The following is a 24,830-nucleotide window of genomic DNA, read 5'->3' as shown; positions in this document are numbered from 1 at the left end:
AGCTCCACGATGGCTAAGGCTGAACTTCGCAAGCCCAAACCAAAGTCCAATCCCTTGAAGGCCGCTGACATCACTGTCATCGACTACAAGGACGTAGCATTGCTGCGCAAGTTCATTTCCGACCGCGGAAAGATCCGCGCTCGTCGCGTAACTGGCGTAACCGTGCAGGAACAGCGCAAGATCGCACAGGCAATCAAGAACGCCCGTGAAGTTGCACTCCTGCCTTACTCCGGCGCTGGCCGCGGCTAAAGGAAAGGAACCTAACTCATGGCAAAGCTCATTCTGACCCACGAAGTCACCGGTCTCGGTGCTGCAGGCGACGTCGTCGAGGTGAAGGACGGTTACGCACGTAACTACCTGGTGCCCCGCGGCTTCGCTCTGACCTGGACCAAGGGCGGCGAGAAGCAGGTTGAGTCCATCAAGGCTGCCCGCGCTGCTCGCGAGCACGCTTCGCTGGAAGATGCCCAGAAGCAGGCTGCTGCACTCTCCGCCAAGCCGGTCAAGCTGACCGTCAAGGCCGGCGAGTCCGGACGCCTCTTCGGCACGGTCAAGCCCGCTGACGTTGCCGCTGCTGTTGAAGCTGCCGGCCTCGGCAGCATCGACAAGCGCAAGGTTGAACTGCCGACTCACATCAAGTCGGTTGGTTCCTTCCAGGCCAACGTCCGCCTGCACGACGACGTTGCTGCTGTTATCGACCTCGAGGTCGTTGCCAGCTAGTACCGATCGCCTCGCACTGCGTGATCTGCAGCGCCCCCCGCCTCTGTGAGGCAGGGGGCGCTGCTGCATTTCCGGCGCCACAATGCTCAGCAGACTTACCGGCACAGATAATTTCGAGTAGCTCACAAGTATGTGGATAGCGGCTGTGGATAACGCTCCCCGTATGCCCCTTTAAGGATTCTGTCAACCTGAAGGTTGAGGCTGAATGTTGCCGAAAATACTTCGCTGTGCACAGGTGTGGAGAAGCATCGTGCCTAGTCAGAGACATATTTGGACTGAAACAAATTTGTTGTCCACAGCCTTATGCCCAACCTGTGCACAAGACACGCCCAGTTATGAACAGGGTATCCACAGTGCCTGTGGATAACTCGTTTGTTGAGGGCGCCTTACGGGGCTACGGTTGCGGTGGACTCCCTCATCGGCGCATCCGGAAAAGTATCGGCGAGGGCACGGCGGGCAGAGACGCCCATTGTCAGTGCCGTCGGCTACAAATACAGCCAGCCATACATGCATTCCGGGTCTGCCTGACGGAGCCCGTGGATAGAACATTCTTTGAAAGGGTGGCCTCGTGTCGCTTGCACATGCGGATTCCGCTGAATCAACCCGCACCTCCGATTTTGGCCGGACGCCGCCCCAGGATCTGGTAGCGGAACAGTCGGTGCTCGGCGGCATGATGCTCTCCAAGGACGCGATTGCGGACTGCGTGGAGGTGCTGCGCGGCGTCGACTTCTACCGCCCGGCACACGAGGCCATCTATGAGGCAATCATTGACCTCTACGGCCGCGGCGAGCCCGCTGACGCCGTGACGGTCTCCGACGAGCTGACCAAGCGCGGGGAAATCACCCGCATCGGCGGCCCCGCCTACCTGCACACGCTCATCCAGTCCGTCCCGACGGCGGCCAACGCCGGGTTCTACGCAGAGATTGTCCGCGAACGTGCCGTCCTTCGCAGGCTGGTCGACGCCGGCACCAAGATCGTGCAGCTGGGCTACTCCAATGACGGTGAAGTTGATGATCTGGTCAACGCGGCCCAGGCAGAGGTCTACGCCGTAGCCGAACGGCGGACGGCCGAGGACTACGTTCCGCTGAAGGACATCATCGAGGGAACGGTGGATGAAATCGAGTCCGCCGGCCACCGCGGCGAAGGCATGACAGGTGTTCCCACCGGCTTCTACGAGCTCGACGAGCTGACCCAGGGTCTGCACGGGGGCCAGATGATCGTCATTGCGGCCCGTCCCGCAGTGGGTAAGTCCACCTTCGCCCTGGACTTTGCCCGCTCCGCGGCCATCAAGCACAACATGACCACGGTCTTCTTCTCCCTGGAAATGGGCCGGAATGAGATTGCCATGCGCCTGCTTTCCGCCGAGGCCACCATCGGCCTGCAGGACCTGCGCAAGGGCACCATCAAGGATGAGCAGTGGGGCAAGATCGCCACGACCATGGGCCGCATGAACGACGCGCCGCTGTTCATCGATGACAGCCCCAACATGTCCCTGATGGAGATCCGCGCCAAGTGCCGCCGGCTTAAGCAGCGCCACGACCTCAAGCTGGTGGTCCTGGACTACCTGCAGCTGATGTCCTCCGGCAAGCGCGTTGAATCCCGCCAGCAGGAAGTCTCCGAGTTCTCCCGTGCCCTGAAGCTGCTGGCCAAGGAGCTTGAAGTTCCCGTGATCGCGCTCTCGCAGCTGAACCGTGGGTCGGAGCAGCGCACCGACAAGAAGCCGATGGTTTCGGACCTGCGTGAATCGGGCTCGATCGAACAGGACGCAGACATGGTGATCCTGCTTCACCGTGAGGACATCTACGACAAGGAGTCCCCGCGGGCCGGTGAAGCCGACGTCATCGTGGCCAAGCACCGTAACGGTCCTACCAAGACCATCGTCGTGGGTTTCCAGGGCCATTACTCCAGGTTCTCCAACATGGCTGTTGAGGGCGGCTCCGGCTTCTAGAATTAGGGGCCGGGTTTCCTTCCGCCCGCATTTTCAGTGACCCAGCCCCAGGAGCCCCCGTGCCAAAGTCCAAGCCCCGTAAAAAGGCTGCCGCCAAGAAAAGCCAGGCCCGCCGCCAGGTCCACGAAACCAACCGGGTGCTCTCCGGTGCAGGAACCTTCTTTAGTGACGAAGGCGAAGAACTGCTGACCTCCCGCGGCTGGATCAGTGAGCGAACCCAGCCCGGCGGCCCCGATCAGGGTGATGCCTGGTGCTGGATGCCGTCCCAGCTTCCTGCCTACCTGGAAGAGGGTGAGCCTGTGCCCACCTCCGTTTTCCCCGTGGAAACCGGGTTTGTCAGCCAGCTCGCAACCCCCGACGGATCAGTTCCCCCGTCAGCCCAGCGCGAATATGCCACACTCGCGGAGCTGGAGGCGGACCTGGAGCGGCTGGAGTCCTACCGCGTGCCGGAAGGCGGCTGGACGGTGCTGGGCGGCGGCCCCGGACCGGAAGAAACCCCCGACGAACTCATCGAGGGCATCGTCGAGGAATGGGAGCTTATTGCAGAGCTGATTCACTTCCCGTACAGCGATGCCGGCCCGCGCTCCTTTGAGCGGGTTGAACTTGCCCACCGGGACGGACGCCTGACGGACTACGCCTACCGCTCTGTGCTTGCGGGCCGGGGAAGCGGCGCCAAGGCGTAAGGTCAGGACCGCTTGCACGGGTCAGCGGGCCGGGCGCGGACATGCGCCTTCTCGCCCTGCGGCCCGAACAGTGCCAGGAATTCGACGGCGGCCTCATCCGCGTTTCCCATCCAGTGCGGCACCCGGGTCTCAAACTCCGCCGCTTCACCGGCGCCCAGGATGAGTTCGCTGCTGCCGAGCAGCAGCCGCAGCCGGCCGCTGAGTACATAGAGCCATTCATACCCGTCGTGGGTCTTCAGGTCCGGGACCTCGGGTTGCCTCGGTGCCGGAAGAATGTACTTGAACGCACCAATCCCGCTGGGCGTCTCCGTCAGCGAAATGACGGTGGCCCCGCGGTGCCTCGACGTGCGCATGTGCACGCGTGGATCTCCGGTCTGCGGACCGCCAACAAGTTCATCCAGTGTGACGCCGTAGGCCCGGGCCAGCGGAAGCAGCATCTCGAGTGTGGCCCTGCGCTGCCCGCTCTCCAGCCGGGAGAGGGTGCTCAGCGAAATCCCGGTGGTGCCTGCCACGGCCGTGAGAGTCAGGCCGCGCAGGCTGCGGAGGTGGCGCAGCCGGGCGCCAATGCCGGCAACAATTCCCTGATTGTCCTGGTTCATGAGCCTGATCTTGCCATAACGGCAAGATCTGTTGTGCCCGGGGCTGACGGGCAGAAGACTAACGGGCAGAGGGCCGGTATACGTGCCGGCCGAATGGCCCAAGGAGCATCCATGACTAACCAGACGCAGGAACAGAACGTTCCGGCCGCGGTGGAGTACGACGTCGTCATAGTGGGAGGTGCGGCAGCGGGACTCAGTGCCGGGCTGGCACTGTCCCGCGCGCGCCGGAAGGTGGCAGTCGTTGATTCGGCCGAACCGCGCAATGCAGTGGCGGGCCACGTGCATAACTACCTGGGCCGGGAGGGTGCGGCACCGGGTGAGCTTTACGCCGTCGGACGGGACGAAGTCCGCAGCTACGGCGGCACCATCCTGGACGGCCGGGCGGAAAACGTTGAGCGTGCCGGGGACGGCACGTTTAGGGTTTCCCTGCAGGGCGGCACTGTGCTGACGTGCCGCAGGGTCCTTGCCGCCAGCGGCGCACTGGACGAACTGCCGGATATCCCTGGCCTTGCCGGCCACTGGGGGACTGATGTGCTGCACTGTCCGTACTGCCACGGGTGGGAAGCCGGCGGGAAGGCGCTGGGTGTGCTGGCCACGGATCTGGACACCGCGATGCATCAGGCACTGATGTGGCGCCAGTGGTGCGAAGATGTTGTCCTTTTCCTGAACGACGCCGGAGAACCGGACACGGAGCAGTCAATCCAGCTGGCTGCCCGCGGAATCCGGGTGGTGGCCGGAGCCGTCGCCGCCGTCGAAGGTGATGCCGGCCTGACCGGGGTGCGGCTGGCCTCAGGGGAGTTCGTGTCCCGGCAGGCACTGGTGGTGCTGACGCGGCTGCGGGCACGGGCTGATTACCTTGCCGGGGTAGGAATCGCTGCAGAGGAGCAGTACTTTGGCGACCTCGCCGTCGGAACGGCAGTGCCGGCAGATTCCAGCGGTGTGACGAAAGTCCCGGGGGTCTTTGCCGCAGGTAACCTCACCTCTCCCATGACGCAGGTCATTGGTGCGGCGTCTGCCGGACTGGCTGCGGCTACGGCGATCAACGCGGAGCTGATTGCGGAGGATACGGCAGCGGCTGTGGCGGCGCAGCGCGGGGGAGTGCTGCAGGACTGAGACGCAAGGCGCGGGTGCCAACCGGTGCCCGCGCGCTACGCCCCCGGCGTCTTTGACTCTGTTCCCGGCTGGGTATCCTGCCCGGACTGGGCCTGCTCTGTTGCCTGCCGTGAAGCAACAGCTGCATCCCGGCTGGAGGCCAGCTGCCACGGAACGCTGGCAACCATGATGCCTGGTTCAAAGTGCAGGCGGGCCTTGATGCGCAGGGCAGTCTGGTTGTGCACCAGCTGTTCCCACCAGCGCCCGACGACGTACTCGGGAATGTAGACAACAAACAGTTCCCGCGGCGAGGAGCGGCGGGCTTCGCGCAGGTATGCCAGCACGGGTGAGACGGTCTCGCGGTACGGGGAGGAAAGCACAGTCAGCGGCACCGGGATGCGCAGCCGCTCCCATTCGCGGACCGTTTTCTCGGTTTCATCCGGATCCAGGTCAACGATGATCGCGTTCAAGCTGGACGGGCGCGAGGCGCGGGCATAGGCAAGGGCCCGCAGGACGGGTTTGTGGACCTTGGAGACCAGGATGACGGCATTGACCCGGCTGGGCAGGGCTAGCACGGAGGGATCTTCCTCAACACGCAGCTCTTCGGCCACCGCGGCATAGTGGCGGCGGATGCTGTCCATCACTACGTAGAGGAATGCCATGGCTAACAGGGCAATCCAGGCACCATGCTGGAACTTGGTCACCACGACTATCACCAGCACCAGTGCCGTCATCCCGAAACCGCAGGAGTTGATCAGCCGGGAGCGGAGCATCCGGCGCCGGTCCTCGGCTTTGCGTTCGGTGCGCAGCTTCGCGGTCCAGTGCCGGATCATGCCCAGCTGGCTGGCTGTGAAGGAGACGAACACACCAACGATGTAGAGCTGGATCAGCCGGGTGACGTCAGCGTTGAAAATCAGGATCAGCACCAGTGCGGCCAGGCCCAGCGCGATGATGCCGTTGCTGAACGCCAGGCGGTCGCCGCGGGTGCGCATCTGGCGCGGCAGGTATCCGTCCTTGGCGAGAACCGACGCCAGGATCGGGAAACCGTTGAAAGCGGTGTTGGAAGCGAACACCAGGATGAGTCCGGTGGCCGCGATCACGACGTAGAAGAGCAGCGAGCCGTCTCCGAACACCGTCTCCGCCAGCTGGCTGATAACCGGATGCTGGATGTAGTCCTGCACCGGTGACCCGTTCTCGAGGAGCTGCGTGGCCGGGTCCTGCACAAAGTGGACTTTGGTGAGGTTTGCCAAGGCCAGGATGCCGGCGAGCATGGCGGCCGCCAGGCCTCCGAGCAGCAGCAGTGTGGTGGCGGCGTTGCGGCTCTTGGGCTTGCGGAACGTGGGAACCCCGTTGCTGATCGCTTCCACGCCGGTGAGGGCTGCGGCGCCGGAGGAGAAGGCCCGCAGCAGCAGGAAGGCTCCGGCCAGACCGGTGAGTCCGGCGTCGAGCCCGGCCTCCGGGAGGAGGTCAAAACCGGCGGACGGTGCCTGCTTGAGGGTGCCTGTTGCAGCCTGGAAGAGACCGATCGCGCACATACCCAGCACTGAGGCCAGGAAAAGGTAAGTCGGCACCGCGAATACGGAGCCCGCTTCCCGAACTCCCCGCAGGTTGACGAGCATCAGAATGATTACACCGGCTGCGGCAAGCAGGCCCTGCCGCCCATGCAGCGCCGGCACAGCGGTGACGAGGTACTGCGCGGCGGAGGACATTGAAACCGCGACTGTGAGCACGTAGTCCACCAGCAGGGCAGAGCCAACCGTCAGCCCGGCCCGGCGTCCCAGATTCTCACTGGCAATCTCGTAGTCGCCGCCACCGGAAGGGTAGGCGTGGACGTTTTGGCGATAGGACGCAACGACGGTCAGCAGAACCACAATGACGGCGAGTCCAACCCAGGGGGACAGGGTTACGGCGGCGACGCCGGCCAGGGCCAGGGTGAGGAGGATTTCATCCGGTGCGTACGCGGCGGATGACAGCGCATCCGAGGCATACACGGGCAGGGCCACGCGCTTGCGCAGCAGTGTGCGGGAGAGCTGCTCGTTGCCGTATGGACGCCCCACCAGAATGCGCTTGAGCGCATTGAAGAATGTGAGCACGAGGACAAACCATAGACCGGTTGCAAGGCCAAGTCCAGACAGTTAGAAACCCGGTTATCCACGGCCTGTGGCCAAGTCCACATCACCGGCCTCGATCGGCATGAGCACGCGGATCGCACGGCTGGTCACGACACGCCATGGAAGGTCTCGGTTTGATATCGATTTGTGTCTTCCCTACCTTGGATGAGTGCCCGATTCACGGGCGGTAGCCGGGTCCCGAAGAGCTGAAGCTGATCCGGCCGGCAGCACCAGATTGGCTGGTGCGGCCGAAGAAATGCACAGGTGCCCCTCGCCACCTCACGTCGCTGCTGAGGGAGCATCCAACCAGACCTCTATTCAGTCGGGGGCAGGCGACGACGTTATGAAGCCCGGGGACGGGCTGAGCGTAGGTGGGTCCTAGGAGCAGATACAGCTAATGAAGAACTCGAAGATCACCCGTTACGTCCGTCGTGGACTTGCCGCCGCTGCCATCACTGGTGCCGGCGCTGCCGGCCTGGCCGGCATGGCCGCTCCGGCCAACGCAGCCTCCATGGACTGGGATGCCCTGGCACAGTGCGAAAGCGGTGGAAACTGGAGCATCAACACAGGTAACGGATTCTCCGGCGGCCTGCAGTTCACGCCCAGCACCTGGGCTGCTTTCGGTGGCACCGGCGACCCCTCCAACGCAAGCCGTGAACAGCAGATTGCTGTTGCCGAGCGTGTCCTGGCTGAGCAGGGCCCCGGCGCCTGGCCCGCATGCACCGCCAAGCTGGGCATGACCGGCGCTACCGCCAACCCGCAGGCAGCAACCCCGGTGGAGCAGGCACCTGTTGCCGAGACCCCGGTTCAGACTTACTCCGTTCCGGCAGAGGCCCCGGCGGCCCCGGCCCCGGCCCCGGTGGAGACCTACACCGCCCCGGCACAGCCTGAGGCCGTGGCACCGGTAGAGGTTCCGGCTTCTGCGCTGGCCCCTGCCGCTGCGGTTCCGGCTCCCGCGGTGAGCGGTGAGACCTACACCGTTCAGGCCGGCGACACCCTGTCCGCCATCGCCGAGAAGCTCGGCATCGAAGGTGGCTGGCAGGCCCTGTACGCAGCCAACTCCGGAAACGTCATCCACCCGGACCTGATCCTCACCGGACAGGCCCTGCAGCTGCCGGCCTAACCGGTACCTGCTGAAAACGGCCGGACACCCTCCAAGGGTGTCCGGCCGTTCTTCTTTTTAAGTGCATCATCCGGTGCAGCGTGTACTCATCCGCCGGCGATCGACTGGAGGATCATCACCTCCGCGCCGGGGCTGACTTCACTGTGCTGCCGGTCCAGGCCGCGGATGTCCTCTCCGTCTATATATATATTGACGAACCGGCGCACCGTACCGGTCTCGTCACGGATACGGCGTTCCAGTACCGGGAACCGGTCGCTCAGCCCGTCCAGCAGGGAACCGACGGTCATTCCCGCTGCTCCGGGAACACTCAGCTCCCGTGTGCCTCCCGCCGCGGGAGCCAGCACGTCCGGAAGGAGCACGCGGATCTCACCTTCGGTCACGGTATCCGGCTTTCGAGCGGAGCGGCCCGGACACAGAGCACGTCCGGCAGGTTGGAGGCGACCAGAGCGAAGGTGTCTCCCTCGTCAGCGCTGGCATATACATCTCCGGCACGGGTTCCGAAGTACACGCCCACGGGTTCGGCGGTGTCCACGGCGGCGGCGTCCCGAAGGACAGCGTTGTATTCGCTCCGCGGCAGGCCGGTATCCTGCCGGGTCCATGATTCCCCGGCATCCGTGCTCCGATAAACGGCCAGCTCCCCGCCGGGCGGGATGCGTTCGCCGTCGGCAACCAGCGGAATGGTCCAAAGCGTGCCCCCGGTGCGGGGATGGGCAAGCATCACAAATCCAAAGTCGGCCGGCAGGCCGTCTGCAATCGAGACCCAGGTGTCCCCGGCGTCGTTGCTGCGGTAAACACCGTGGTGGTTCTGTGCGTACAGGCAGGCGGGATCCTCCGCGTCGCGCGCCACTTTGTGCACGCACTGGCCGAACTCGGGATTCGGATCCGGCATAAAGTAGGCGGAAATGCCTTTATTGCGTGCCGCCCAGGACTGGCCGCCGTCGTCGGAGCGGTAGACGCCGCCGGAACTGATGGCCACGTGCACGCTCTCATCCGCCGGGCTGGGAAGCACGGTGTGCGCGGCAGCTCCGCCGTAGCCCTCTCCCCAGTCCGGGCGGTGCGGGTGGTTCCACAAGCCCTCATTGAGCTCAAAGCTGGTGCCGCCGTCCGTGGACTTCCACACCGAGATCGGTTCGCAGCCGGCCCAGACGACTCCCGGCCGCTCCGCCGAGTCCGGCTGCAGCTGCCAGATGCGTCCCAGCGCCTCACCGGTTTCAGCCGGGAACGTGATGGCTCCCGCCTCGGGCTCCGTCCAGGTCTCACCGAGGTCATCGGAAATTACGACGGTGGGTCCCCAGTGCGGGGACAGCAGGCCAGCGAGGATGCGCGGCGGTGAATGCCGGGTATCGAGCGCTACGCTGGCCACCTCGTTCATCAGGAAGAACGGTCCGTTCAGCTTCCAGCCTGCGCGGTCGGTGCTGTGAGCCAGCCACAGCCCTTTGCGCGTGCCGATGGCAAGGAGGGTGTCCCCGGTCTGCGTCATGGCAGATATTGGACCATTCATGGACCGGCTGGACAAGGGAGTTCCGAAGCCAGACAGGACGGCAGCCGGGGGCCGGATGGAAATTGTGCATCAGGTGGACTAAGGATGGAGGAATGGTCCCTGCAATTTCCCTGGGCGGGCGCGGTTGATTTACATCGATCCGCCCCTGTGGCCCGCCCACGGCACATTCTTCTCCCACCTGGTCTCCGATACGTCACTCGAAGAACTCCACACCTTTGCCGCGGCAGCCGGTATCCCGCGCCGGGCCTTTGACCGGGACCACTACGACGTGCCGCAGAAACGGCATGCGGATCTGGTGGCTGCCGGTGCCAGGCCGGTCGACGGCGCCACCCTGGTGCGTGCGCTGATCGCCGGCGGGCTGCGCATTCCGGCACGCGAACGGGCAGCCTCCCTGGTCCACCCGCTGCGCTGGCGCTGGGAATCCCTGGTTCCCGGGGCCGCGGAGCTGGGGGCCGAGCTGCTGAACCGCTGGGGAGAGCCGCACCGGCATTATCACGACCGCCGGCACCTGCTGCAGGTGCTGGAGGCGCTGCACCGGCTGGGCTGCGCTGAGCGTCCGGTGCTGCTGGCGGCCTGGTTCCACGACGCGGTGTACGACGGCGTCCCCGGGTCCGATGAAGAAGCTTCTGCCGCGCTTGCTGAGGAACTCCTGCCTCCGGCCGGAGTACCTGCCGCCGAGGCTGCAGAGACAGCACGGCTTATCCGGCTCACCGGCGGACATGACCCGGCGCCGGGCGATGAACGGGGAAAGACCCTCTGCGACGCAGATCTTGCCGTGCTGGGCCGGGCGGCGTCGGACTATGACCGGTATGCGGCGGATGTCCGGCGGGAGTACCGGCACCTGGATGACTCCGTGTTCCGTGACGGGCGGCGCCGGGTGCTTGAGTCCCTGCTGGCACGGGGGACCGGGCTGTACCGCACCCGGCGGGGGGAGGAACTGTGGGGCAGCGCCGCCCGGGCGAACCTGGCCCGCGAACTGTCTGCCCTGGCCGCAGGAAGCCCGCCGGCCGGGACCGGACCGGGGACCGGTGCCGGCCGTGGCTGAAGCGGCAGAGTTCGCCGGGCACGCCAGGGGCAGCGCCGGTTACCGCGGTGTGCTGGTAGGTCTGGCGGCGGCCGGTATTGCGACGTTCGCGCAGCTGTACTCGGTGCAGGGACTACTGCCCCAGCTGGCCGCGGACTTTGGCGTCAGCGCAGCGACGGCGGCGCTGAGCGTCTCCGCAGCTACACTCGGCCTCGCCGTGGCCGTCATTCCCTGGTCAGCCGCGGCTGACCGCTTTGGCCGCCTGCCGGTCATGCGTACGGCCATCATTACCGCCGTGATTCTTGGCCTGCTGGTGCCGCTGTCCACTGACTTTTCAGTGCTGCTGGTCCTGAGGTTCGCCGAGGGCGCCGCGCTTGGCGGCATTCCCGCCGTCGCGCTGGCCTACCTGAGCGAGGAAGTCAGTTCCGTTCACGCGGCGGTGGCTGCCGGGACCTACGTTTCCGGGACCACCATGGGAGGGCTGGCCGGGCGCATTCTTGCGGCACCCGTGGGGGAATATTCCTCCTGGCGTATAGGTGTTGCGGCGGTCAGTCTGCTGGCTGCGGCAGCCGCAGTCGTTTTTATGCTCGCGGCTCCGCGGCAGCGGGGCTATTTTCCCCGCCGGAGGGCCGACGGCGATGCCTCCCTGGCATCCCGTCTGGCCGTGAACCTGCGCTCGGGCCGCCAGCTGGTGCTGTACTCGCAGGCCTTCCTGCTGATGGGCGGCTTCGTGGCCGTGTACAACTTCCTGGGGTTCCGGCTGGAGCTCGCGCCGTTCAACCTCCCGCAGTCACTGGCCAGCTCGCTCTTTCTCGCCTACCTGGCCGGCACCTGGTCCTCCCGCTTTGCGGGCCGGAGGGCCGGACGTGTTGCCGGCGGACGGCGGAGCGTGCTGCTGGCCTGCACCGCCGTAATGGCGTTTGGCCTGGCGGTGACCTTATTCCAGTCCCTTGCCGCAGTGATTGTGGGACTGGTGATCTTTACCGGCGGGTTCTTCGGTGCGCACGCCGTGGCCTCCGGCTGGGTTCCAGTGCTGGCCACGGACGGCCGGGCTCAGGCTTCATCGCTGTACAACCTGGCCTATTACAGTGGTTCCAGCCTGGTGGGCTGGGCCGCAGGACTGTTCTTCCAGGGTGCAGGCTGGATCGGGCTCGCCGGCTTTGTGCTGGCCCTCCTGGCGATCGCCGCGTCCCTGGCTGCCACCCTTCCGGGCCGCCCGGAGCCGGGTGGAAACGCCCGCACCGGCCGTAGGCTGGAACCGTGAAAACCAGGACCCCCGCCGCCAGCCGGACCCTCGGCCGGCAGATCCTTGCCCTGGCCCTCCCTGCGCTTGGTGCGCTCATCGCAGAGCCGCTGTTCCTGCTCGCTGACGCCGCAATCGTTGGTCATCTTGGCGTCAGCCAACTGGCCGGCGTCGGCCTGGCTTCCACCGTGCTGCAGACCGCCGTGGGGCTGATGGTTTTTCTTGCTTATTCGACCACAGGCACGGTGGCAAGATTCCTCGGAGGGAACCGGCACCGTGAAGCCGTTGCTGCGGGCCGCGACGGGATAGCCCTGGCCGTGCTGCTTGGCGTAGTGCTCTCCACGGCTGGGGTCCTGCTGGCACCGTGGGTTGCCGGAGCGCTCGGAGCGGAGGGCGAGGTACACCGGTACGCGGTGGATTACCTGCGCTGGTCGATGCCCGGGCTTACCGCAATGCTGGTGGTGCTGGCCGCCACCGGCGTGCTGCGCGGACTGCAGGACACCAGGACGCCGCTGGTTGTGGCGGTGGCCGGATTCAGTGTCAACATTGGGCTGAATTTCATGCTCGTCTACGGCTTTGGCCTTTCAGTAACAGGCGCCGCGCTGGGCACCAGCATCAGCCAGTGGGGCATGGCTGCCGCATACCTCGTGATGGTGGCACGGATGGCCCGGCGGCAGGGCGTATCCCTGCGGCCCACCGGCGCCGGAATCGCCGCAGGAGTGCAGGTTGGATCCTGGCTGATGCTGCGCACAGCGAGCCTGCGCATCGCCGTGCTTGCCGCCGTCGTCGTGGCCACCGCCCAGGGCCAGGTCTCCCTGGCCGCCCACCAGCTTGTTATGACTTTCTTCACGTTCCTCGCGTTCGCGCTGGATGCTTTGGCGATCGCCGCGCAGGCCATGATCGGTAAGGAACTTGGTGCCGGGAACCGTGCCCTGGCCCGGGAGCTCACGCGCAAGATGTCCGTCTGGGGTGTTGGTTTTGGCGTGGTTACCGGGGTGCTGCTCGCGGTGGCCGCACCCTTCGCAGGCTGGATCTTCACCACGGACCCCGGGGTGGTGCAGGCGCTGACGGCAGGCCTGTGGGTCCTGGCTGCTGCCCAGCCCATCTGCGGCCTGGTGTTTGTCCTGGACGGGGTGCTGATCGGCGCCGGGGACGCAAAATACCTGGCGCTGACCGGTGTGCTGAACCTGCTGGCCTACCTGCCGCTGCTCTGGTGGGTCCACGCCTCGGGGCTGGAGGGCGGGTCCGGGATCGCCTGGCTGTGGGCCGCCTTTGGCCTGGGGTACATGGCCGCCCGTGCAGTGACGCTTTCGTGGCGTGCCCGATCAGATGCGTGGATGGTTACCGGTGCGGCAACAGGGAAAACGAACGACTAAGCTAAGGATCGGCCGGACCGGCCGTCAAGCAACCTGAAAGCGGAGGCTCGCCGTGGGCGCACCCCACCCCAAAGCACCCTGGGTTCCGATTCTTCTCCGTTCCGCGATTGCCGCGGTATACGGCGGAGTGACCATTTTCTGGCAGGAACCCACACTTTCCGTGCTCGCATTCGCGGGCGGACTGTACTTCGTCCTGACCGGCGTGAGCGTGTGGCGCATGTCCATGCTGGCTCGCTCCTGCGCAACGCCGCAGGTCCCCGGAGCGCTGCTCCTGTCCGCGGCGGTGTACGCAGCAGCCGGTGTCATTGTTACAGCGGTCCAGTCCATTACGGTCTTCGCCTATGTGGGCGGCGCGGCACTGCTGGTGGGCGGTCTCATCGAGTTCGCCTTCTGGTTCCGGGTGCGCAAGAGCTTCACGCCGGCACGGGACTGGCTGATTACCGGAGCCGCTGCGATCGGCGCAGCCGCGCTGATGCCGGCCTTCCTCGGGCTGGCTGAAAGCAGCCATGTCCGCGCTCTGCTGGGCGTCAGCGGAGGCTCCGCCGTCATCATTGCCGTGGTCCTGGCGATCTCCGGCCTGGGCCTGCGCCACGACGCAAGCCTGGCCCCGGAAAGCACCGAAGCGTCGAAGGCCGTAAACTAGTACCATCCGCGGCTTCTACCGAAGGTAGAAGACCGCCCAGCCGACAACGCAGGAGGACAATAGTGGCGAAGAGCCAGCCCGGTGGGACGCAGAAACGGAATTCCGTGAAGGCCCCGCTGGTTTTCTCCGCAGTCCTGGCAGTTATTGCCGGCATTACCACCATGATTTTCGCCACCGGCGGAGCCACCAAGGAACTGCGCCTTGACCTCGGTCTGACTGCAGCAGGGATCGCGTTCATTGTCTCCCTGCTGATTTCTTCGCTGCTGCTTATGACGGAGAAGCCGAACCCGGACCACCTCAGCGAAGGCTCCGGTGTGCACCGGACGTCAGCAAAGATTCCCGGCGGCGCCGGCAGCGTTGGCGCGCCTGCCGCACCCGGCAAAGCCCCCGCGGCCAATGAAGCCGCCGCTGCGGAGCCGGACGAGCCCGGCGAGGGCAAGGACTAACCCGCAGGTCCTGCCGCCGTCACCGCCTGCGGCGTTTTCTGCGCTGCTGCCGTTCTGCTTCCTCCGGGACAACCCTGCCCGCCGCAGGTTCAGGGGCCAGCGGGGCCAGCGGCCCCTCCAGCAGCTGATCCAGGCCGGTTTCCTCGGCCTCGTCCAGCACTGAACCACTCCGGGGCGCCGGTCCGGCGTCGAAGGGCTCCGGTACACGGGCGGCGCGGCGGTGAAGCAGCAGCGCAGCGACAGCTGCCACTGCAGCCACGGCGCTGAACAGCGTGGCCAAGGCGTTGAGGTAGAGCCAGAAGAACATAAACACCGGCGGTACTGACGCGCGAATCTGTAAAAGTCCCAGGGCGGAAAGAACCCAGAAGGACGCGCAGATTGCCAAGACGGTCCAGGCGGTGCGGGCGGGCAGGGCGGAACGCAGTTTCTGCTCCATAGAAGACTCCTGGAGGCTTGGGATGCCGTACTGCTCGACCCCACCAGTCTAGTTTTCCGTTCTGGTCCCGGTCAGTCCCGCCGCCCGAAAGCGGCCGGCTTCGAGCACATTCTTCGGGGCCGCTGCCTGGCCCGTCCCCGGCCCTTAAACACGGAAGTCCGGGAATCCGCGCGGGATGCGCGGATTCCCGGACCTGCCTGATGCCTAGCTAATGCTGCTGCGGCGGCGGCTGTAGCCGATGCCCGCGGCTCCGCCCAGCAGCAGTACGCCTGCGGCTGAGAGCAGCGCGGTAAGGGAACCGCCGTCGGCTCCGGTAGAGGCCAGTCCGTCCGGAGTGCGGGTGACGGCCGCTGCCTGCAGCGCGGTCACCTCAAAGGTGGCCGTGGCAGGCGCGGATCCGACGCCGTCGAGCTCCTGGACAGCGGTTACGGTGAACTCGCCCGGGGCGAAGGCGCCCACTTCAACGCTCCAGGTGCCGTCTTCCGCAACGACCGTCTCAGCGTCGGCGCCACCGGTGCCCAGGGTCAGGGCAGCCCCGGCAATTCCCGTGCCGGAAATGGTCCGGGGCGCGGATGCTTCGGTGAAGACCTCCCCGTCACGGACGGAGGTGATCGCCGGTGCCGGGTGCAGCACCGAGAAGGCTGCTGCCGCGGCGGCGGAGACCTTCTTGCCGGTGATCCCGTCCTGGGTGGCGGACAGGGTGTAGTTGCCGGGTGTCAGGGGCTCATCCAGCTTGGCGGAGAACGCACCGGAGTCAGTTGCGGTGACCGTGATGGCTTCGCCTGCTGCCAGGGCGCGGGCGCCCTGTTCTTCACCATTTCCGGCGGTGCCCAGTTCAATCTCGACTGTGGCGCCGGGTTCGGCGAGGCCCTCAATGGTGCTGAGAGCGCCTACCGGCGCAGATCCGTCAGCGGGGGAGAGCAGAACCGGAGCATCCAGTGCCGAGTGCTCGGTAACCAGCTCGTAGACGGTGGTCTTCGACTTGTTGAACCCGTTGGCAGCGCTGACGCTGATGCGTGTGGTTTCCCCGTCCGCAACGGTTCGGGGAACCTTCACGGACCAGGTGCCGTCCGCTGCGGCGGGAATCTCGTTTCCAGCATCGTTGATGCTGATCCGTACTACGGAACCGGCCGGAGCGGTGCCGGTAAGCACCTGGTCGGTGTAAACCGTGTCCCCGTTCTTCACATCGAGGGCGGGGGCCTCCAAGAACGCGGCGATGGTGTAGCCGGGTGTGTAGGAGAGTGCGTCAGAGAGGTCCGCGGCACCGACTGCGTCGTGGGCGCCGTCGCCGTTGGTGTCAAAACCTGCGCTGACCAGCCCCAGTGCCGTGTTGCCCGCAATAACCGGACCGCCGGAGTCGCCGGGTGCGGCTTCCAGGTCAGACATAAAGCCCACGACGGCGCGGACATCGGAGTTCGATGCGCTGTGGTTGTGGCCGGCAACCATAAAGATGCCCAGCTCGGTGACCGTGCCGCACTTCCAGCCGGTGGTGAGGCCGGAGCGGCAGACCGGCAGGCCTGCGACGGCGGTGCCCGTTCCGGTGATCCGCGTGGTGGTCTCGGACAGGCCGGCGCCGTTCCACTGGGTCACTTCCGGCAACAGGTCCAGGTCTTCGTTGACCGAGTTGATGACAGCGATGTCAGTGCCAATGGCTGCCGGGTCCGGATTATTGGGATCGATCGGGGAGTTGCCCAAGCCGCCGAAGACGGAGGTTCCGAAGGTGCCCAGCTTGGTGGTGGCCGATTCGCCTTCGGCATCCGGTGCCAGCACTGTGGCACTGATGGTTCCGTCGCCGGTGCAGTGCCCGGCAGTGATGACGGCCGGGTTGCCCTCCGGGTCCCAGCCGTTGAAACCGACGGAACAGCTCGCGTACATGCCGGCTCCTGCCTCGCCGTAGTAGCCCTGGCCGCCGAAGACCTCTTCAGCCAGCGGCGTTCCGGCGCCGGCGGAATCCTTCACCGTGACGTTGGCGTAGGAGGATGCAAACTCTGCCGGTGTGACCGTTGCTGCTGCAGCGGACATACGGGCGCTGGCAGCGGGGCGGGGCGTATCAGGATCCGCCACGCTGATGGTGTAGCCGTTTGCACCCAGCGCCACCGACTGCAGTCCCTCTACGCCGAAGCTGGCAATGTAGTCGAGGGCCAGTGCGGAGAGGTCCGATGCGGTGCGCGTGGCCTGCGGGGCGTCAGCTTCGCCGGATTCCTCCCCGGCAGCGGGTTCCGGCTCAGTCTGAACAGGCTGTTCAGTTTCCGTGTCCTCTGCCGAGTTCCCTGCGTCCCCGGCTTCGTCGGCTTCTTCGGCGTCCGCCGGAGCCGGCTCACCCGCGTCAACGGGAGCCTGCAGGCGGGCCCCAAGAGCCTCAGCCTGTTCTTCCAGCTCGGTTCCGGTTCCGTAAACGATGATTTCACCGTCTTTCAGTTCCAGGCCGGCGAATCCCGCCGTTGCCTGAAGCTGAGGCAGGGCCGCAGCGGCTCGCTGGCCTGCCTCGCCCGCAGCCCGGAACTGCTCCTCCGTGATGCCGAGGTCCCGCTGCAGGGCTTCAGCAAGCCCGGGAGCCAGGTCTGCCGGTGCGCCCTCCAGGGCGTCTGCCGGCTGGATGGCCGTCGTGGCTTCCTCCGCGCCGCCCGAACCGGGCGACGCCTGGGCGGGAACCCCAACCAGGAACCCTCCTGCCGCCAGTGCTGCGGCTGCTGCCACGGCTCGGATTGGTGCGGGCAGAACCCGCGCTGCTCTCGTCATTATGTAATTCCCCCATTAGGCATGTTGACGCCCCGTTGCGTCCGGGCATGCCTCAGGGCTGTCCGACCGGAGCTTCGAGACTGATACGAAACCGGCCTGATTGATGGGCCGGAATACCCGGGAGCTTAACCGGCGGGACCCCGAAGAGCAATTCGGAAGGCTACTTGTTTTTTCCTCCGGCAGCGGGTTCGGCCTCGGCCAGGCGCCTGCGGTAGGCGCGGACATGCTCCCTGTTGCCGCAGTTGCCGGTGTCGCAGTAGCGCCGGGAACGGTTGCGGGAAAGGTCGACGACGGCGCTTTGGCAGTCCGGCGCAGCGCAGGTTCTCAGCCTGCCGAGTTCACCGGCCCGGACCACATCTGCCAGAGCCATTGCAGCTTCGGTGGCCATACGGTCCGCCAGTGCCGCTTCCGGCGGAGTGCAGTGCAGGTGCCAGCCCCAGTCATCGTGCCGAACCAGCTGAGGCAGTGCGCTGGCGCCTGAGAGGAGGCGGTTGATCCCGTCCACCAGTTCCTCTTCCCCGGCTGTCCATAAGACGGTGAGTTCGCTTCGAAGCCGGTGAACTGCCCGGAGTTCGGCGGGCGTGTGCGTGCGGGATCCGGAGAAACCTTCGGCGGTGAGGAAGCCGGTCAGGCCCGCATCATCAGCAAGCGGATCGGGTTCCTGGTAGCCGGTGTTGACCAGTGCGGCGGCACTTCCCAGGGCCACTTCCGTGTCATAAGCGAAAACCATCTTGACCCCTGACATCGCGAACCTTAGTGTCACTAGCATAGGCCCAGATAGCTCGTGACACGTCCATGGGGGAGCGGGCCCGTTCCTTGAAAGGTCAGTCATGGCAAAGCCCATTTCCGCTGCAGTCCCGGGGACTGCCCGGATCCGTTCCGCAGGCGCATCAGGACTGCTGATCGCGCTGCTCTCCTCGTCGGTATTCGGGTTGTCCGGATCCTTCGCGAAGTCCCTGATGGAAGCAGGCTGGACGCCTGCCACCGCTGTGGCAGTGCGGATGGGCGGTGCAGCGGCGGTCCTTCTGATCCCTGCCCTGATAGCGCTTCACGGGCGGTGGTACCAGGTCCGGCAGAACTGGAAAACCATCGGACTCTTTGGCCTTGCCGGCGTAGCCGGATGCCAGTTCTTCTATTTCAACGCCGTGGAGCGGCTGTCGGTCGGTGTGGCACTGCTGCTGGAGTTTCTCGCACCGGTGCTGATGGTGCTGTGGATCTGGGCGCGGACCCGCCGCCGTCCGGGTGCAGCCACCATCGTCGGCGCCGCGGCCGCGGTTGCAGGACTTGTGCTGGTCCTGGATCTGGGCGGCGACCTGCGGGTTGATCCGCTGGGAATCCTCTGGGGCCTGGCCGCGGCAGTCTGTCTTGCCATGTACTTCTTTATTACCGCCAAGCAGAATGACACCCTTCCGCCGCTGGTCCTCACCACGGGCGGCCTGCTGGTGGGCGCCGCAACCATGTTCCTGCTCGGACTGACCGGACTGCTGCCCACGGGCTTCAGTACCAGCGACGTCATTCTGGCCGGCTGGGTCACCCGGTGGTGGGTCCCGCTGATCGGGCTGGTGCTGCTCTCCACGGTGCTCGCCTATGTCACCGGCATCATCGCCGCCCGGGCACTGGGACCGCGCGTGGCATCGTTCGTGTCCCTGACTGAGGTCCTGTTCGCCGTCCTGTGGGCCTGGTTGCTGCTCTCGGAACTGCCGGGACCGGTACAGCTGGCCGGAGGCGGGCTGATTGTGGCAGGTCTTGTTCTGGTGCGCCTGGACCGGAAGACCGACCTTCCGGATGTATCAGGGGAGGCTGTTCCAGCCCTGCCCGCGGAGGAAACCAGCGGCAGCCCGCTGAAGTAGCCGCACCGTCGGGTAGGCTCGCCGGCAGAGACAGGCACCAGGACTAACGGAAGAGCCACATAATGCACCCTTCCACTCCGTATCCGGCCGGATTGGTGTGCCGGCTGGCCTCCCCGGCTCGGGCGGCGGCGTCATGAGTCCCGCGGCGGGGAAGGCGGGAACCCGGCCGCGCTGGATCAGGCTGGTCTGGATGATCCCCGCCGTCCTGCTTGTCCTGGCAGCGATTGTGCTGGCTGCACGGTGGCTGCGGGAAACGCCGGCCGGCCAGGAATTCCTGCTGACTTATCCGGGCCATTCGGAACTCCCCGGCTCCGCGCCGGTAGGCATTCCGGCATGGGTTGGCTGGCAGCACTTCCTGAATTCCCTGTTGCTGCTGCTGATCATCCGCTCCGGCTGGCTGATCCGGACCCGGCAGCGTCCCGTGGGGTCCTGGACCCGCAACAACAAGGGGCTAATCCGGACCCGGAACCAGCCGAGAAAGATCAGCCTCGATTTGTGGTTCCATTTCAGCCTGGATGTGCTGTGGGTAGCCAACGGGCTGGTTTTCTACATCCTGCTGTTCGCGACGGGACAGTGGATGCGGCTGGTTCCCACCAGCTGGGACGTTTTTCCCAACGCCGTCTCCACGGCACTGCAGTACGCTTCCCTGGATTGGCCCATGGAAAACGGCTGGGTGAACTACAACAGCCTGCAGGTCCTCTCCTACTTCTCGATCGTTTTCATCGCTGCCCCGCTAGCCATCCTCACCGGCCTGCGGATGTCGCCGTCGTGGCCGGCGAAAGCGGAGCGCCTGAACCGTGTCTTCCCGATCGAGGCAGCCAGGGCCCTGCACTTCCCGGTCATGGTCTACTTCGTGCTGTTCATCGTCGTTCATGTGACCCTGGTCCTGACCACCGGTGCGCTGCGGAACCTGAACCACATGTATGCCGCGAGTGACGGGACGGGCTGGACCGGGTTCTGGTTCTTCGCTGCGTCCGTGGTGATCATGGCCGCGGCCTGGGTGGCGGCCCGGCCGCTGTTCCTGCGGCCGGTAGCCGCGCTGACCGGCAAGGTTTCCCGCTAGGAGGCCCTGCCGGAGCAGTGCCGGCTAGGCGTCCGTGGCCGCGGCAGGCACCCCGGCCTGCTCGTCGCGGATCTGGCGTTTGAGGATCTTGCCGGTGGGGCCCTTCGGCAGTTCGTCGGCAAACACTACCCGGCGCGGATACTTGTAGGCGGCCAGGCGGTCCTTGGCAAACTGCTGGATCTCGGCAGCCAGGACCTGCCGGTCCTCCTCGCCCGCCGGTGCGGCGTCGGCCTTCAGCCCGATAACGGCGGCGACTTCCTCGCCGTTGACGTCATCCGGAACGCCGATGACGGCGGCCTCCGAGACCGCCGGGTGCTCGTAGAGGACTTCCTCCACCTCGCGCGGATAGACGTTGTAGCCGCCGCGCAGGATCATGTCCTTTTTGCGGTCGACAATGTAGATGTTTCCTTCCTCGTCAAAGCGGGCCAGGTCGCCGGTGCGGAACCACCCGTCCGGTATCGCAGCTGCGGTGGCGTCCGGGTTGTTCCAGTACCCCTTCATGACCCCAAGGCCGCGGACGGAGAGTTCGCCGATCTCGCCGATCGGCACGTCGTGGCCCTCGCCGTCGAGCATTCGCACCTCCATGCCGTAGACCGGCTTCCCGATCGAGCCGGGACGGCGTCCGCCGCCGGGGAGGTTGAAGGAAACGATCGGTGAGGTCTCGGACAGGCCGTAGCCCTCCAGCAGGTCAATGCCAAAGACGTCCTCGAACTCGCGCAGCACCTCCAGAGGCATGGGTGCCCCGCCGGTGATCGCCCCGCGCAGCGAGGAGGTGTCCGTCTGTGCGAGGTCCGGATGGCGCAGCATGGCAATGTACATGGCCGGCACGCCCTGGAAGATGGTCACCCTGTCCCGTTCCAGGATCTTCAGTGCTTCAGCGGGGTCAAACCGGGCCAGCAGGCTGATCATGGCTCCGGTGAGCACGGCTGCGTTCAGCGCGGACGTCTGGCCGAAAACGTGGAAGAAGGGCAGCCCGCCAAAGATGACATCCGTCTCCGCAGTGTCCAGCAGGTTCTGCGCCACCTCGGCGTTGCTGCGCAGGTTGTCATGGGTGAGGGCGGCGCCTTTGGGGCGGCCGGTGGTCCCCGAGGTGTAGAGAATGACGGCAATGTCTTCTCCGTCCACCTCCGCCACTGAGTCATCCGCTTCGCTGTCCTCCAGCAGCTGCCGGAAACTGCCCGTATTGACCGGAATGACGTCGACGCCGCCGGCTTCCTGAGCTCCGGCGGTGGCCTCGGGAAGCATCAGTTCGAAAGCGAAGAGCAGTCCCGCGCCTGAGTCCTGGAGGGTGTGCGCCACTTCGCGTGCCTTCAGCAGCGGATTCATCGGCACCACCACTGCCCCGTAGCGGAGCACTCCGTAGTAGACGGAGGCCATCGGCGGAATGTTGGGCATCATGAGCGCAACCCGGTCACCGCGCTGGACCCCGCGGGCACGGAGCAGTCCCGCAACTTTGGAGCTCATGGCATTCAGCATTGAATAGCTGATGACCGTGTCATTGATCCGCAGGGCGGGGCGGTCGGGGACCCGGGCAGCAGTTTCGGTCAGGATTCCGGCGAGGTTGGCCATGGCGATCTCCTTTGATCGGGCGCGGCAAAAAGGCCGCAGTGCTGCGAGGCTACCAACCTGCCGGCACAGGTGGAATGCCCAAGGGTCGTTTTCACGTAACTTAACGATAATGATTCTCATTTAAGTTACGGTTCCAGCATGAACACGTCTTCTTCATCCGCGGCCGCACTGGCCCTTTCAATACTGTTTCTCGCCGGCTGTGCGACGCAGCCAGGGGCGCCAGCTGACGGACCGCCGGCCCCGGGACCGGCATCCCGGCCGGCCATCCAGGAGAATGCCTCCGCTTCACCACGGCTGGTGCTTACGCATGACGGGGGCTTGAGTGTCCTTGACGCCGAATCGCTTGAACTCCTCACCGAGATACCGCTGGAAGGTTTCCTCAGGCTGTCGAACGCCGGAGACGGGCGGCATCTGGCGGTGTCTGCCGCCGGCGGATTCCATGTGCTGGACACCGGCAGCTGGTCCGAGGCCCATGGCCACCACGCGCACCACTACACCGTCGATCCGGCGCTTACTGGCGGGCTGGTGGACGCCGGAAAGCCTGGGCATGTAGTGGCCGGTGCCGGACGGACAGCGTTCTTTGACGACGCCGCCGGCACGGTCGACCTTGTGGACACCCGCAGTCTGGGGGAGGAGCAGCTGGCGGCTGAGCGGATACAGCTGGCCGAGGCGCATCACGGAGTCGCCGTCCCGCTTGAGGACGGGCGTGTGTTTGTCAGCCTGGGATCGGAAACGGGGCAGGACGGCGCGGCGGTGTTGGCCGGCGACGGTTCGGAGGTCCTCCGCAGTGATGAGTGCCCGGGACTGCACGGTGAGGCCGGGGCTGCCGGGGCCGTGGTGTTCGGCTGCGAGGACGGAATGCTTGTTTACCGGGACGGAGGCTTCGTCAAGGTACCGAGCCCGGACGGCTACGGGCGGATGGGGAACCAGGCCGGTTCACCCGGGTCTTCCGTGGTGCTGGCGGATTACAAGACGGCCCCCGGCGCCGCACTGGAGCGCCCTCAAACGGTAGCTCTTGTCGACACGGCTGCAGCGCGGCTCCGCCTGGTGGAGCTTGGGACCAGCTACTCGTTCCGTTCGCTGGGGCGCGGGCCTGCCGGGGAGGCGGTGGTGCTGGGAACCGACGGAGCACTGCACGTGCTTGATCCCGGGACCGGGGCCGTGACATCACGGATCGAAGTAATTGATCCGTGGGAAGAACCGGGGGATTGGCAGGCGCCGCGCCCTGCACTGCATGTCCTCAATGGAACTGCGTTCGTCACCGATCCCGGGGGGTCCAGGGTGCTGGCGGTGGATTTGGGGCAGGGCAAGGTGGTCCGCACGGCAGAGCTCGCTCGAATTCCCAACGAGATCGCTTCGGCAGGATGACTTATCCGCGGTCCGGGGGCGGAGAGTACTGTAACCCTTTTCCGTCTTGATTGATTTGCATCTAACTTGGAGGAGGGGGCAGTGCCGAGCGGAGGACCGAACCATCAAAGATTTGCAGGACAGGGCAAAAGCCACACGCGACGCCATACTCTCCGGGGCAGCGTCTGTTTTTGAGGAGCTGGGCTACGGCCGGGCCTCACTTAGCCAGGTTGCGGAGCGGGCCGGGGTTACCAAAGGGGCACTCTATTTCCACTTCCAGTCAAAGGACGAGCTGGCGCGGGCCGTCATCGCAGAGCAGCACCGCTTTTTCACTGCAGGCAATGCGTCCGTGCTCAGTCAGGCTCTGCCCCCGCTGGAATCGATGATCCTGCTTTGTCGAACATTCGCACTCAACCTGCTGCAGAACCCCATTGTCCGGGCAGGGACCAGACTTACCCTCGAAGCTTCGATCTTTCACGAAGACGTCCGGCAGCCTTATCAGGACTGGGTTGACGTTATGGGGCGGCTTGCAGCCCAGGCCCAGGAGCGGGGGCAGATCCGTCGGGACATTGACGCAGCAGCCTTTGCCCGCCTGGTTGTTGCTTCCCTGACCGGAGTGCAGATCATGTCATCAGTCCTCACTGGGCGGGACGACCTGGTGGAGCGCGTAGAGCAGATGTGGGAGCTCATGCTGCCGGGTGTGGTTACCCCATCTCTTGCCGGCAGCACGGGCGAACTGGCCCGTTTTTCCCAGGCATAGGCCCGGCGCCGGTTGCGCCGGGGCGCTTACTTCCTGGGCAGGGACAAAACCGGTCAACCGTCTTGTTTTAAGGACTAAAAAGCCTTAGGATCTGGGCTGTGGGGGGGTACTGGGAGAAAAAGCCGGTAGCCCGGTACCTGCATATCCGGACGTACCGCGGCCTAGCCTGCGGAGGTCTGCTGCAGGAACCGTTGCCGGTTCGCAGTAGGGGAAGGCGGGTGGAGGCTTGTGCCGCCACCCGCCTGTACTGATTGCAGGCCTAAACAGCTTCCCTGGCGCCATGAGTCCTGTTGCCGTCCCGCTTGGCGAGCACCGGCGAGGCAGCCAGCACCACGAGTCCGGCCAGCGGGATGACCAGGAGCCCAAACCGAAGTCCGGCCGCGTCCGCAACGGCGCCGACCACCGGCGGGGAAAGCAGGAAGCCCAGGCGCATCAGCCAGCTCACCACCGTGAGTCCGGTCCCGGGGGGGGTGCCTCTATGGTTTTCGTCAAGCGGCTGAGGGCAGGTTCTTAGGTGCAGGGTCTTCGTAAAGGGTGCCGTCGCGGAGCATGGCGAAGAG

Annotated in this window: 24 protein-coding genes; 15 read left to right on the top strand and 9 right to left on the bottom strand. The window is 65.7% G+C overall.

Annotation, left to right across the window (positions count from 1 at the left end; all coding sequences use genetic code 11):
• Positions 1-9 precede the first annotated feature (9 nt).
• The 4 genes from rpsR to ACWGQ2_RS09825 all read left to right on the top strand — a co-directional run bounded on the left by rpsR (position 10) and on the right by ACWGQ2_RS09825 (position 3,348).
• A complete protein-coding gene (gene rpsR / locus ACWGQ2_RS09840; RefSeq protein WP_003800144.1) occupies positions 10-249 on the top strand; it encodes a 30S ribosomal protein S18 in 240 nt (79 codons plus the stop codon).
• An 18-nt stretch (positions 250-267) separates the two neighbouring features.
• Positions 268-717, top strand: coding sequence for a 50S ribosomal protein L9 (gene rplI, locus ACWGQ2_RS09835; RefSeq protein ID WP_055242872.1), 450 nt, complete (start codon positions 268-270; stop codon positions 715-717).
• 568 nt (positions 718-1,285) lie between these two features.
• Positions 1,286-2,665: a replicative DNA helicase gene (gene dnaB / locus ACWGQ2_RS09830; protein ID WP_452016740.1), complete on the top strand. Its 1,380-nt coding sequence runs from the start codon at positions 1,286-1,288 to the stop codon at positions 2,663-2,665.
• A 59-nt stretch (positions 2,666-2,724) separates the two neighbouring features.
• Positions 2,725-3,348, top strand: a complete 624-nt coding sequence (locus tag ACWGQ2_RS09825) for a hypothetical protein (protein ID WP_452016738.1) — start codon at positions 2,725-2,727, stop codon at positions 3,346-3,348.
• A 2-nt stretch (positions 3,349-3,350) separates the two neighbouring features.
• Here ACWGQ2_RS09825 and ACWGQ2_RS09820 read toward each other — a convergent pair whose 3' ends face one another.
• Positions 3,351-3,947, bottom strand: coding sequence for a helix-turn-helix domain-containing protein (locus ACWGQ2_RS09820; protein WP_452016736.1), 597 nt, complete (start codon positions 3,945-3,947; stop codon positions 3,351-3,353).
• Between the two features lie 111 nt (positions 3,948-4,058).
• Here ACWGQ2_RS09820 and ACWGQ2_RS09815 point away from each other — a divergent pair, with 111 nt between their 5' ends.
• The gene (locus tag ACWGQ2_RS09815; protein WP_452016734.1) at positions 4,059-5,060 is read left to right on the top strand and encodes an NAD(P)/FAD-dependent oxidoreductase; all 1,002 of its coding nucleotides are present in this window, start codon (positions 4,059-4,061) and stop codon (positions 5,058-5,060) included.
• Between the two features lie 35 nt (positions 5,061-5,095).
• On the opposite strand, the gene ACWGQ2_RS09810 is transcribed toward ACWGQ2_RS09815, so the two are convergent.
• Positions 5,096-7,132: an APC family permease gene (locus ACWGQ2_RS09810; protein ID WP_452016732.1), complete on the bottom strand. Its 2,037-nt coding sequence runs from the start codon at positions 7,130-7,132 to the stop codon at positions 5,096-5,098.
• A gap of 415 nt (positions 7,133-7,547) precedes the next feature.
• Here ACWGQ2_RS09810 and ACWGQ2_RS09805 point away from each other — a divergent pair, with 415 nt between their 5' ends.
• Positions 7,548-8,273, top strand: coding sequence for a transglycosylase family protein (locus ACWGQ2_RS09805; protein WP_452016730.1), 726 nt, complete (start codon positions 7,548-7,550; stop codon positions 8,271-8,273).
• Between the two features lie 86 nt (positions 8,274-8,359).
• Here ACWGQ2_RS09805 and ACWGQ2_RS09800 read toward each other — a convergent pair whose 3' ends face one another.
• Positions 8,360-8,653, bottom strand: coding sequence for a MoaD/ThiS family protein (locus tag ACWGQ2_RS09800; RefSeq protein WP_452016728.1), 294 nt, complete (start codon positions 8,651-8,653; stop codon positions 8,360-8,362).
• Positions 8,650-9,753 carry a WD40/YVTN/BNR-like repeat-containing protein gene (locus ACWGQ2_RS09795; RefSeq protein WP_452016726.1) on the bottom strand — a complete coding sequence of 368 codons (1,104 nt, stop codon included), beginning with the start codon at positions 9,751-9,753 and terminating at the stop codon, positions 8,650-8,652. The genes ACWGQ2_RS09800 and ACWGQ2_RS09795 overlap by 4 nt, the downstream gene beginning before the upstream one ends.
• Positions 9,754-9,898: 145 nt before the next feature.
• On the opposite strand from ACWGQ2_RS09795, the gene ACWGQ2_RS09790 reads away from it, so the two are divergent.
• The 5 genes from ACWGQ2_RS09790 to ACWGQ2_RS09770 all read left to right on the top strand — a co-directional run bounded on the left by ACWGQ2_RS09790 (position 9,899) and on the right by ACWGQ2_RS09770 (position 14,506).
• A complete protein-coding gene (locus tag ACWGQ2_RS09790; protein ID WP_452016724.1) occupies positions 9,899-10,819 on the top strand; it encodes a DUF4031 domain-containing protein in 921 nt (306 codons plus the stop codon).
• On the top strand, positions 10,812-12,062 hold the full coding sequence (locus ACWGQ2_RS09785) for an MFS transporter (protein WP_452016722.1): 1,251 nt from the start codon (positions 10,812-10,814) through the stop codon (positions 12,060-12,062). Before ACWGQ2_RS09790 ends, ACWGQ2_RS09785 begins: the two co-directional genes overlap by 8 nt.
• Positions 12,059-13,417, top strand: a complete 1,359-nt coding sequence (locus ACWGQ2_RS09780; RefSeq protein WP_452016720.1) for an MATE family efflux transporter — start codon at positions 12,059-12,061, stop codon at positions 13,415-13,417. Before ACWGQ2_RS09785 ends, ACWGQ2_RS09780 begins: the two co-directional genes overlap by 4 nt.
• Positions 13,418-13,469: 52 nt before the next feature.
• The gene (locus ACWGQ2_RS09775; RefSeq protein WP_452016718.1) at positions 13,470-14,060 is read left to right on the top strand and encodes a hypothetical protein; all 591 of its coding nucleotides are present in this window, start codon (positions 13,470-13,472) and stop codon (positions 14,058-14,060) included.
• 62 nt (positions 14,061-14,122) lie between these two features.
• A complete protein-coding gene (locus ACWGQ2_RS09770; protein WP_452016716.1) occupies positions 14,123-14,506 on the top strand; it encodes a hypothetical protein in 384 nt (127 codons plus the stop codon).
• A 19-nt stretch (positions 14,507-14,525) separates the two neighbouring features.
• Here ACWGQ2_RS09770 and ACWGQ2_RS09765 read toward each other — a convergent pair whose 3' ends face one another.
• From ACWGQ2_RS09765 to ACWGQ2_RS09755, 3 genes are all read right to left on the bottom strand, one after another.
• Positions 14,526-14,942: a hypothetical protein gene (locus tag ACWGQ2_RS09765; RefSeq protein WP_452016714.1), complete on the bottom strand. Its 417-nt coding sequence runs from the start codon at positions 14,940-14,942 to the stop codon at positions 14,526-14,528.
• A gap of 204 nt (positions 14,943-15,146) precedes the next feature.
• Entirely contained in the window at positions 15,147-17,681 is a 2,535-nt protein-coding gene (locus ACWGQ2_RS09760) for a trypsin-like serine protease (protein ID WP_452016712.1), read from the bottom strand.
• A gap of 160 nt (positions 17,682-17,841) precedes the next feature.
• Positions 17,842-18,411, bottom strand: a complete 570-nt coding sequence (locus ACWGQ2_RS09755; protein ID WP_452017225.1) for a CGNR zinc finger domain-containing protein — start codon at positions 18,409-18,411, stop codon at positions 17,842-17,844.
• A 100-nt stretch (positions 18,412-18,511) separates the two neighbouring features.
• Here ACWGQ2_RS09755 and ACWGQ2_RS09750 point away from each other — a divergent pair, with 100 nt between their 5' ends.
• Positions 18,512-19,531: an EamA family transporter gene (locus tag ACWGQ2_RS09750; RefSeq protein WP_452016710.1), complete on the top strand. Its 1,020-nt coding sequence runs from the start codon at positions 18,512-18,514 to the stop codon at positions 19,529-19,531.
• Between the two features lie 133 nt (positions 19,532-19,664).
• Positions 19,665-20,594, top strand: coding sequence for a cytochrome b/b6 domain-containing protein (locus ACWGQ2_RS09745; protein WP_452016708.1), 930 nt, complete (start codon positions 19,665-19,667; stop codon positions 20,592-20,594).
• Positions 20,595-20,618: 24 nt separating this feature from the next.
• On the opposite strand, the gene ACWGQ2_RS09740 is transcribed toward ACWGQ2_RS09745, so the two are convergent.
• Positions 20,619-22,163, bottom strand: coding sequence for a long-chain-fatty-acid--CoA ligase (locus ACWGQ2_RS09740; RefSeq protein WP_452016706.1), 1,545 nt, complete (start codon positions 22,161-22,163; stop codon positions 20,619-20,621).
• Between the two features lie 318 nt (positions 22,164-22,481).
• On the opposite strand from ACWGQ2_RS09740, the gene ACWGQ2_RS09735 reads away from it, so the two are divergent.
• On the top strand, positions 22,482-23,531 hold the full coding sequence (locus ACWGQ2_RS09735) for a hypothetical protein (protein ID WP_452016704.1): 1,050 nt from the start codon (positions 22,482-22,484) through the stop codon (positions 23,529-23,531).
• A gap of 112 nt (positions 23,532-23,643) precedes the next feature.
• Positions 23,644-24,270: a ScbR family autoregulator-binding transcription factor gene (locus tag ACWGQ2_RS09730; RefSeq protein WP_452016702.1), complete on the top strand. Its 627-nt coding sequence runs from the start codon at positions 23,644-23,646 to the stop codon at positions 24,268-24,270.
• A 259-nt stretch (positions 24,271-24,529) separates the two neighbouring features.
• Here the strand turns inward: ACWGQ2_RS09730 and ACWGQ2_RS09725 are convergent, their stop codons facing one another.
• Positions 24,530-24,715: a hypothetical protein gene (locus tag ACWGQ2_RS09725; RefSeq protein WP_452016700.1), complete on the bottom strand. Its 186-nt coding sequence runs from the start codon at positions 24,713-24,715 to the stop codon at positions 24,530-24,532.
• Positions 24,716-24,830 lie beyond the last annotated feature (115 nt).

This window comes from Arthrobacter sp. NPDC055585 (assembly GCF_053619115.1).
Note: the sequence above shows the minus strand (reverse complement) of the source record. Positions and strands in the feature narration are given on the sequence as shown.

Bases quoted from the DNA above. Each gene is read 5' to 3' on its own strand.
- ACWGQ2_RS09740 (WP_452016706.1), bottom strand. From the start codon at position 22,163: ATGGCCAACCTCGCCGGAATCCTGACCGAAACTGCTGCCCGGGTCCCC.
- ACWGQ2_RS09745 (WP_452016708.1), top strand. From the start codon at position 19,665: ATGAGTCCCGCGGCGGGGAAGGCGGGAACCCGGCCGCGCTGGATCAGG.
- ACWGQ2_RS09765 (WP_452016714.1), bottom strand. From the start codon at position 14,942: ATGGAGCAGAAACTGCGTTCCGCCCTGCCCGCCCGCACCGCCTGGACC.
- ACWGQ2_RS09755 (WP_452017225.1), bottom strand. From the start codon at position 18,411: ATGGTTTTCGCTTATGACACGGAAGTGGCCCTGGGAAGTGCCGCCGCA.
- ACWGQ2_RS09820 (WP_452016736.1), bottom strand. From the start codon at position 3,947: ATGAACCAGGACAATCAGGGAATTGTTGCCGGCATTGGCGCCCGGCTG.
- ACWGQ2_RS09805 (WP_452016730.1), top strand. From the start codon at position 7,548: ATGAAGAACTCGAAGATCACCCGTTACGTCCGTCGTGGACTTGCCGCC.
- ACWGQ2_RS09815 (WP_452016734.1), top strand. From the start codon at position 4,059: ATGACTAACCAGACGCAGGAACAGAACGTTCCGGCCGCGGTGGAGTAC.
- rpsR (WP_003800144.1), top strand. From the start codon at position 10: ATGGCTAAGGCTGAACTTCGCAAGCCCAAACCAAAGTCCAATCCCTTG.
- rplI (WP_055242872.1), top strand. From the start codon at position 268: ATGGCAAAGCTCATTCTGACCCACGAAGTCACCGGTCTCGGTGCTGCA.
- ACWGQ2_RS09750 (WP_452016710.1), top strand. From the start codon at position 18,512: ATGGCAAAGCCCATTTCCGCTGCAGTCCCGGGGACTGCCCGGATCCGT.
- ACWGQ2_RS09795 (WP_452016726.1), bottom strand. From the start codon at position 9,753: ATGACGCAGACCGGGGACACCCTCCTTGCCATCGGCACGCGCAAAGGG.
- ACWGQ2_RS09760 (WP_452016712.1), bottom strand. From the start codon at position 17,681: ATGACGAGAGCAGCGCGGGTTCTGCCCGCACCAATCCGAGCCGTGGCA.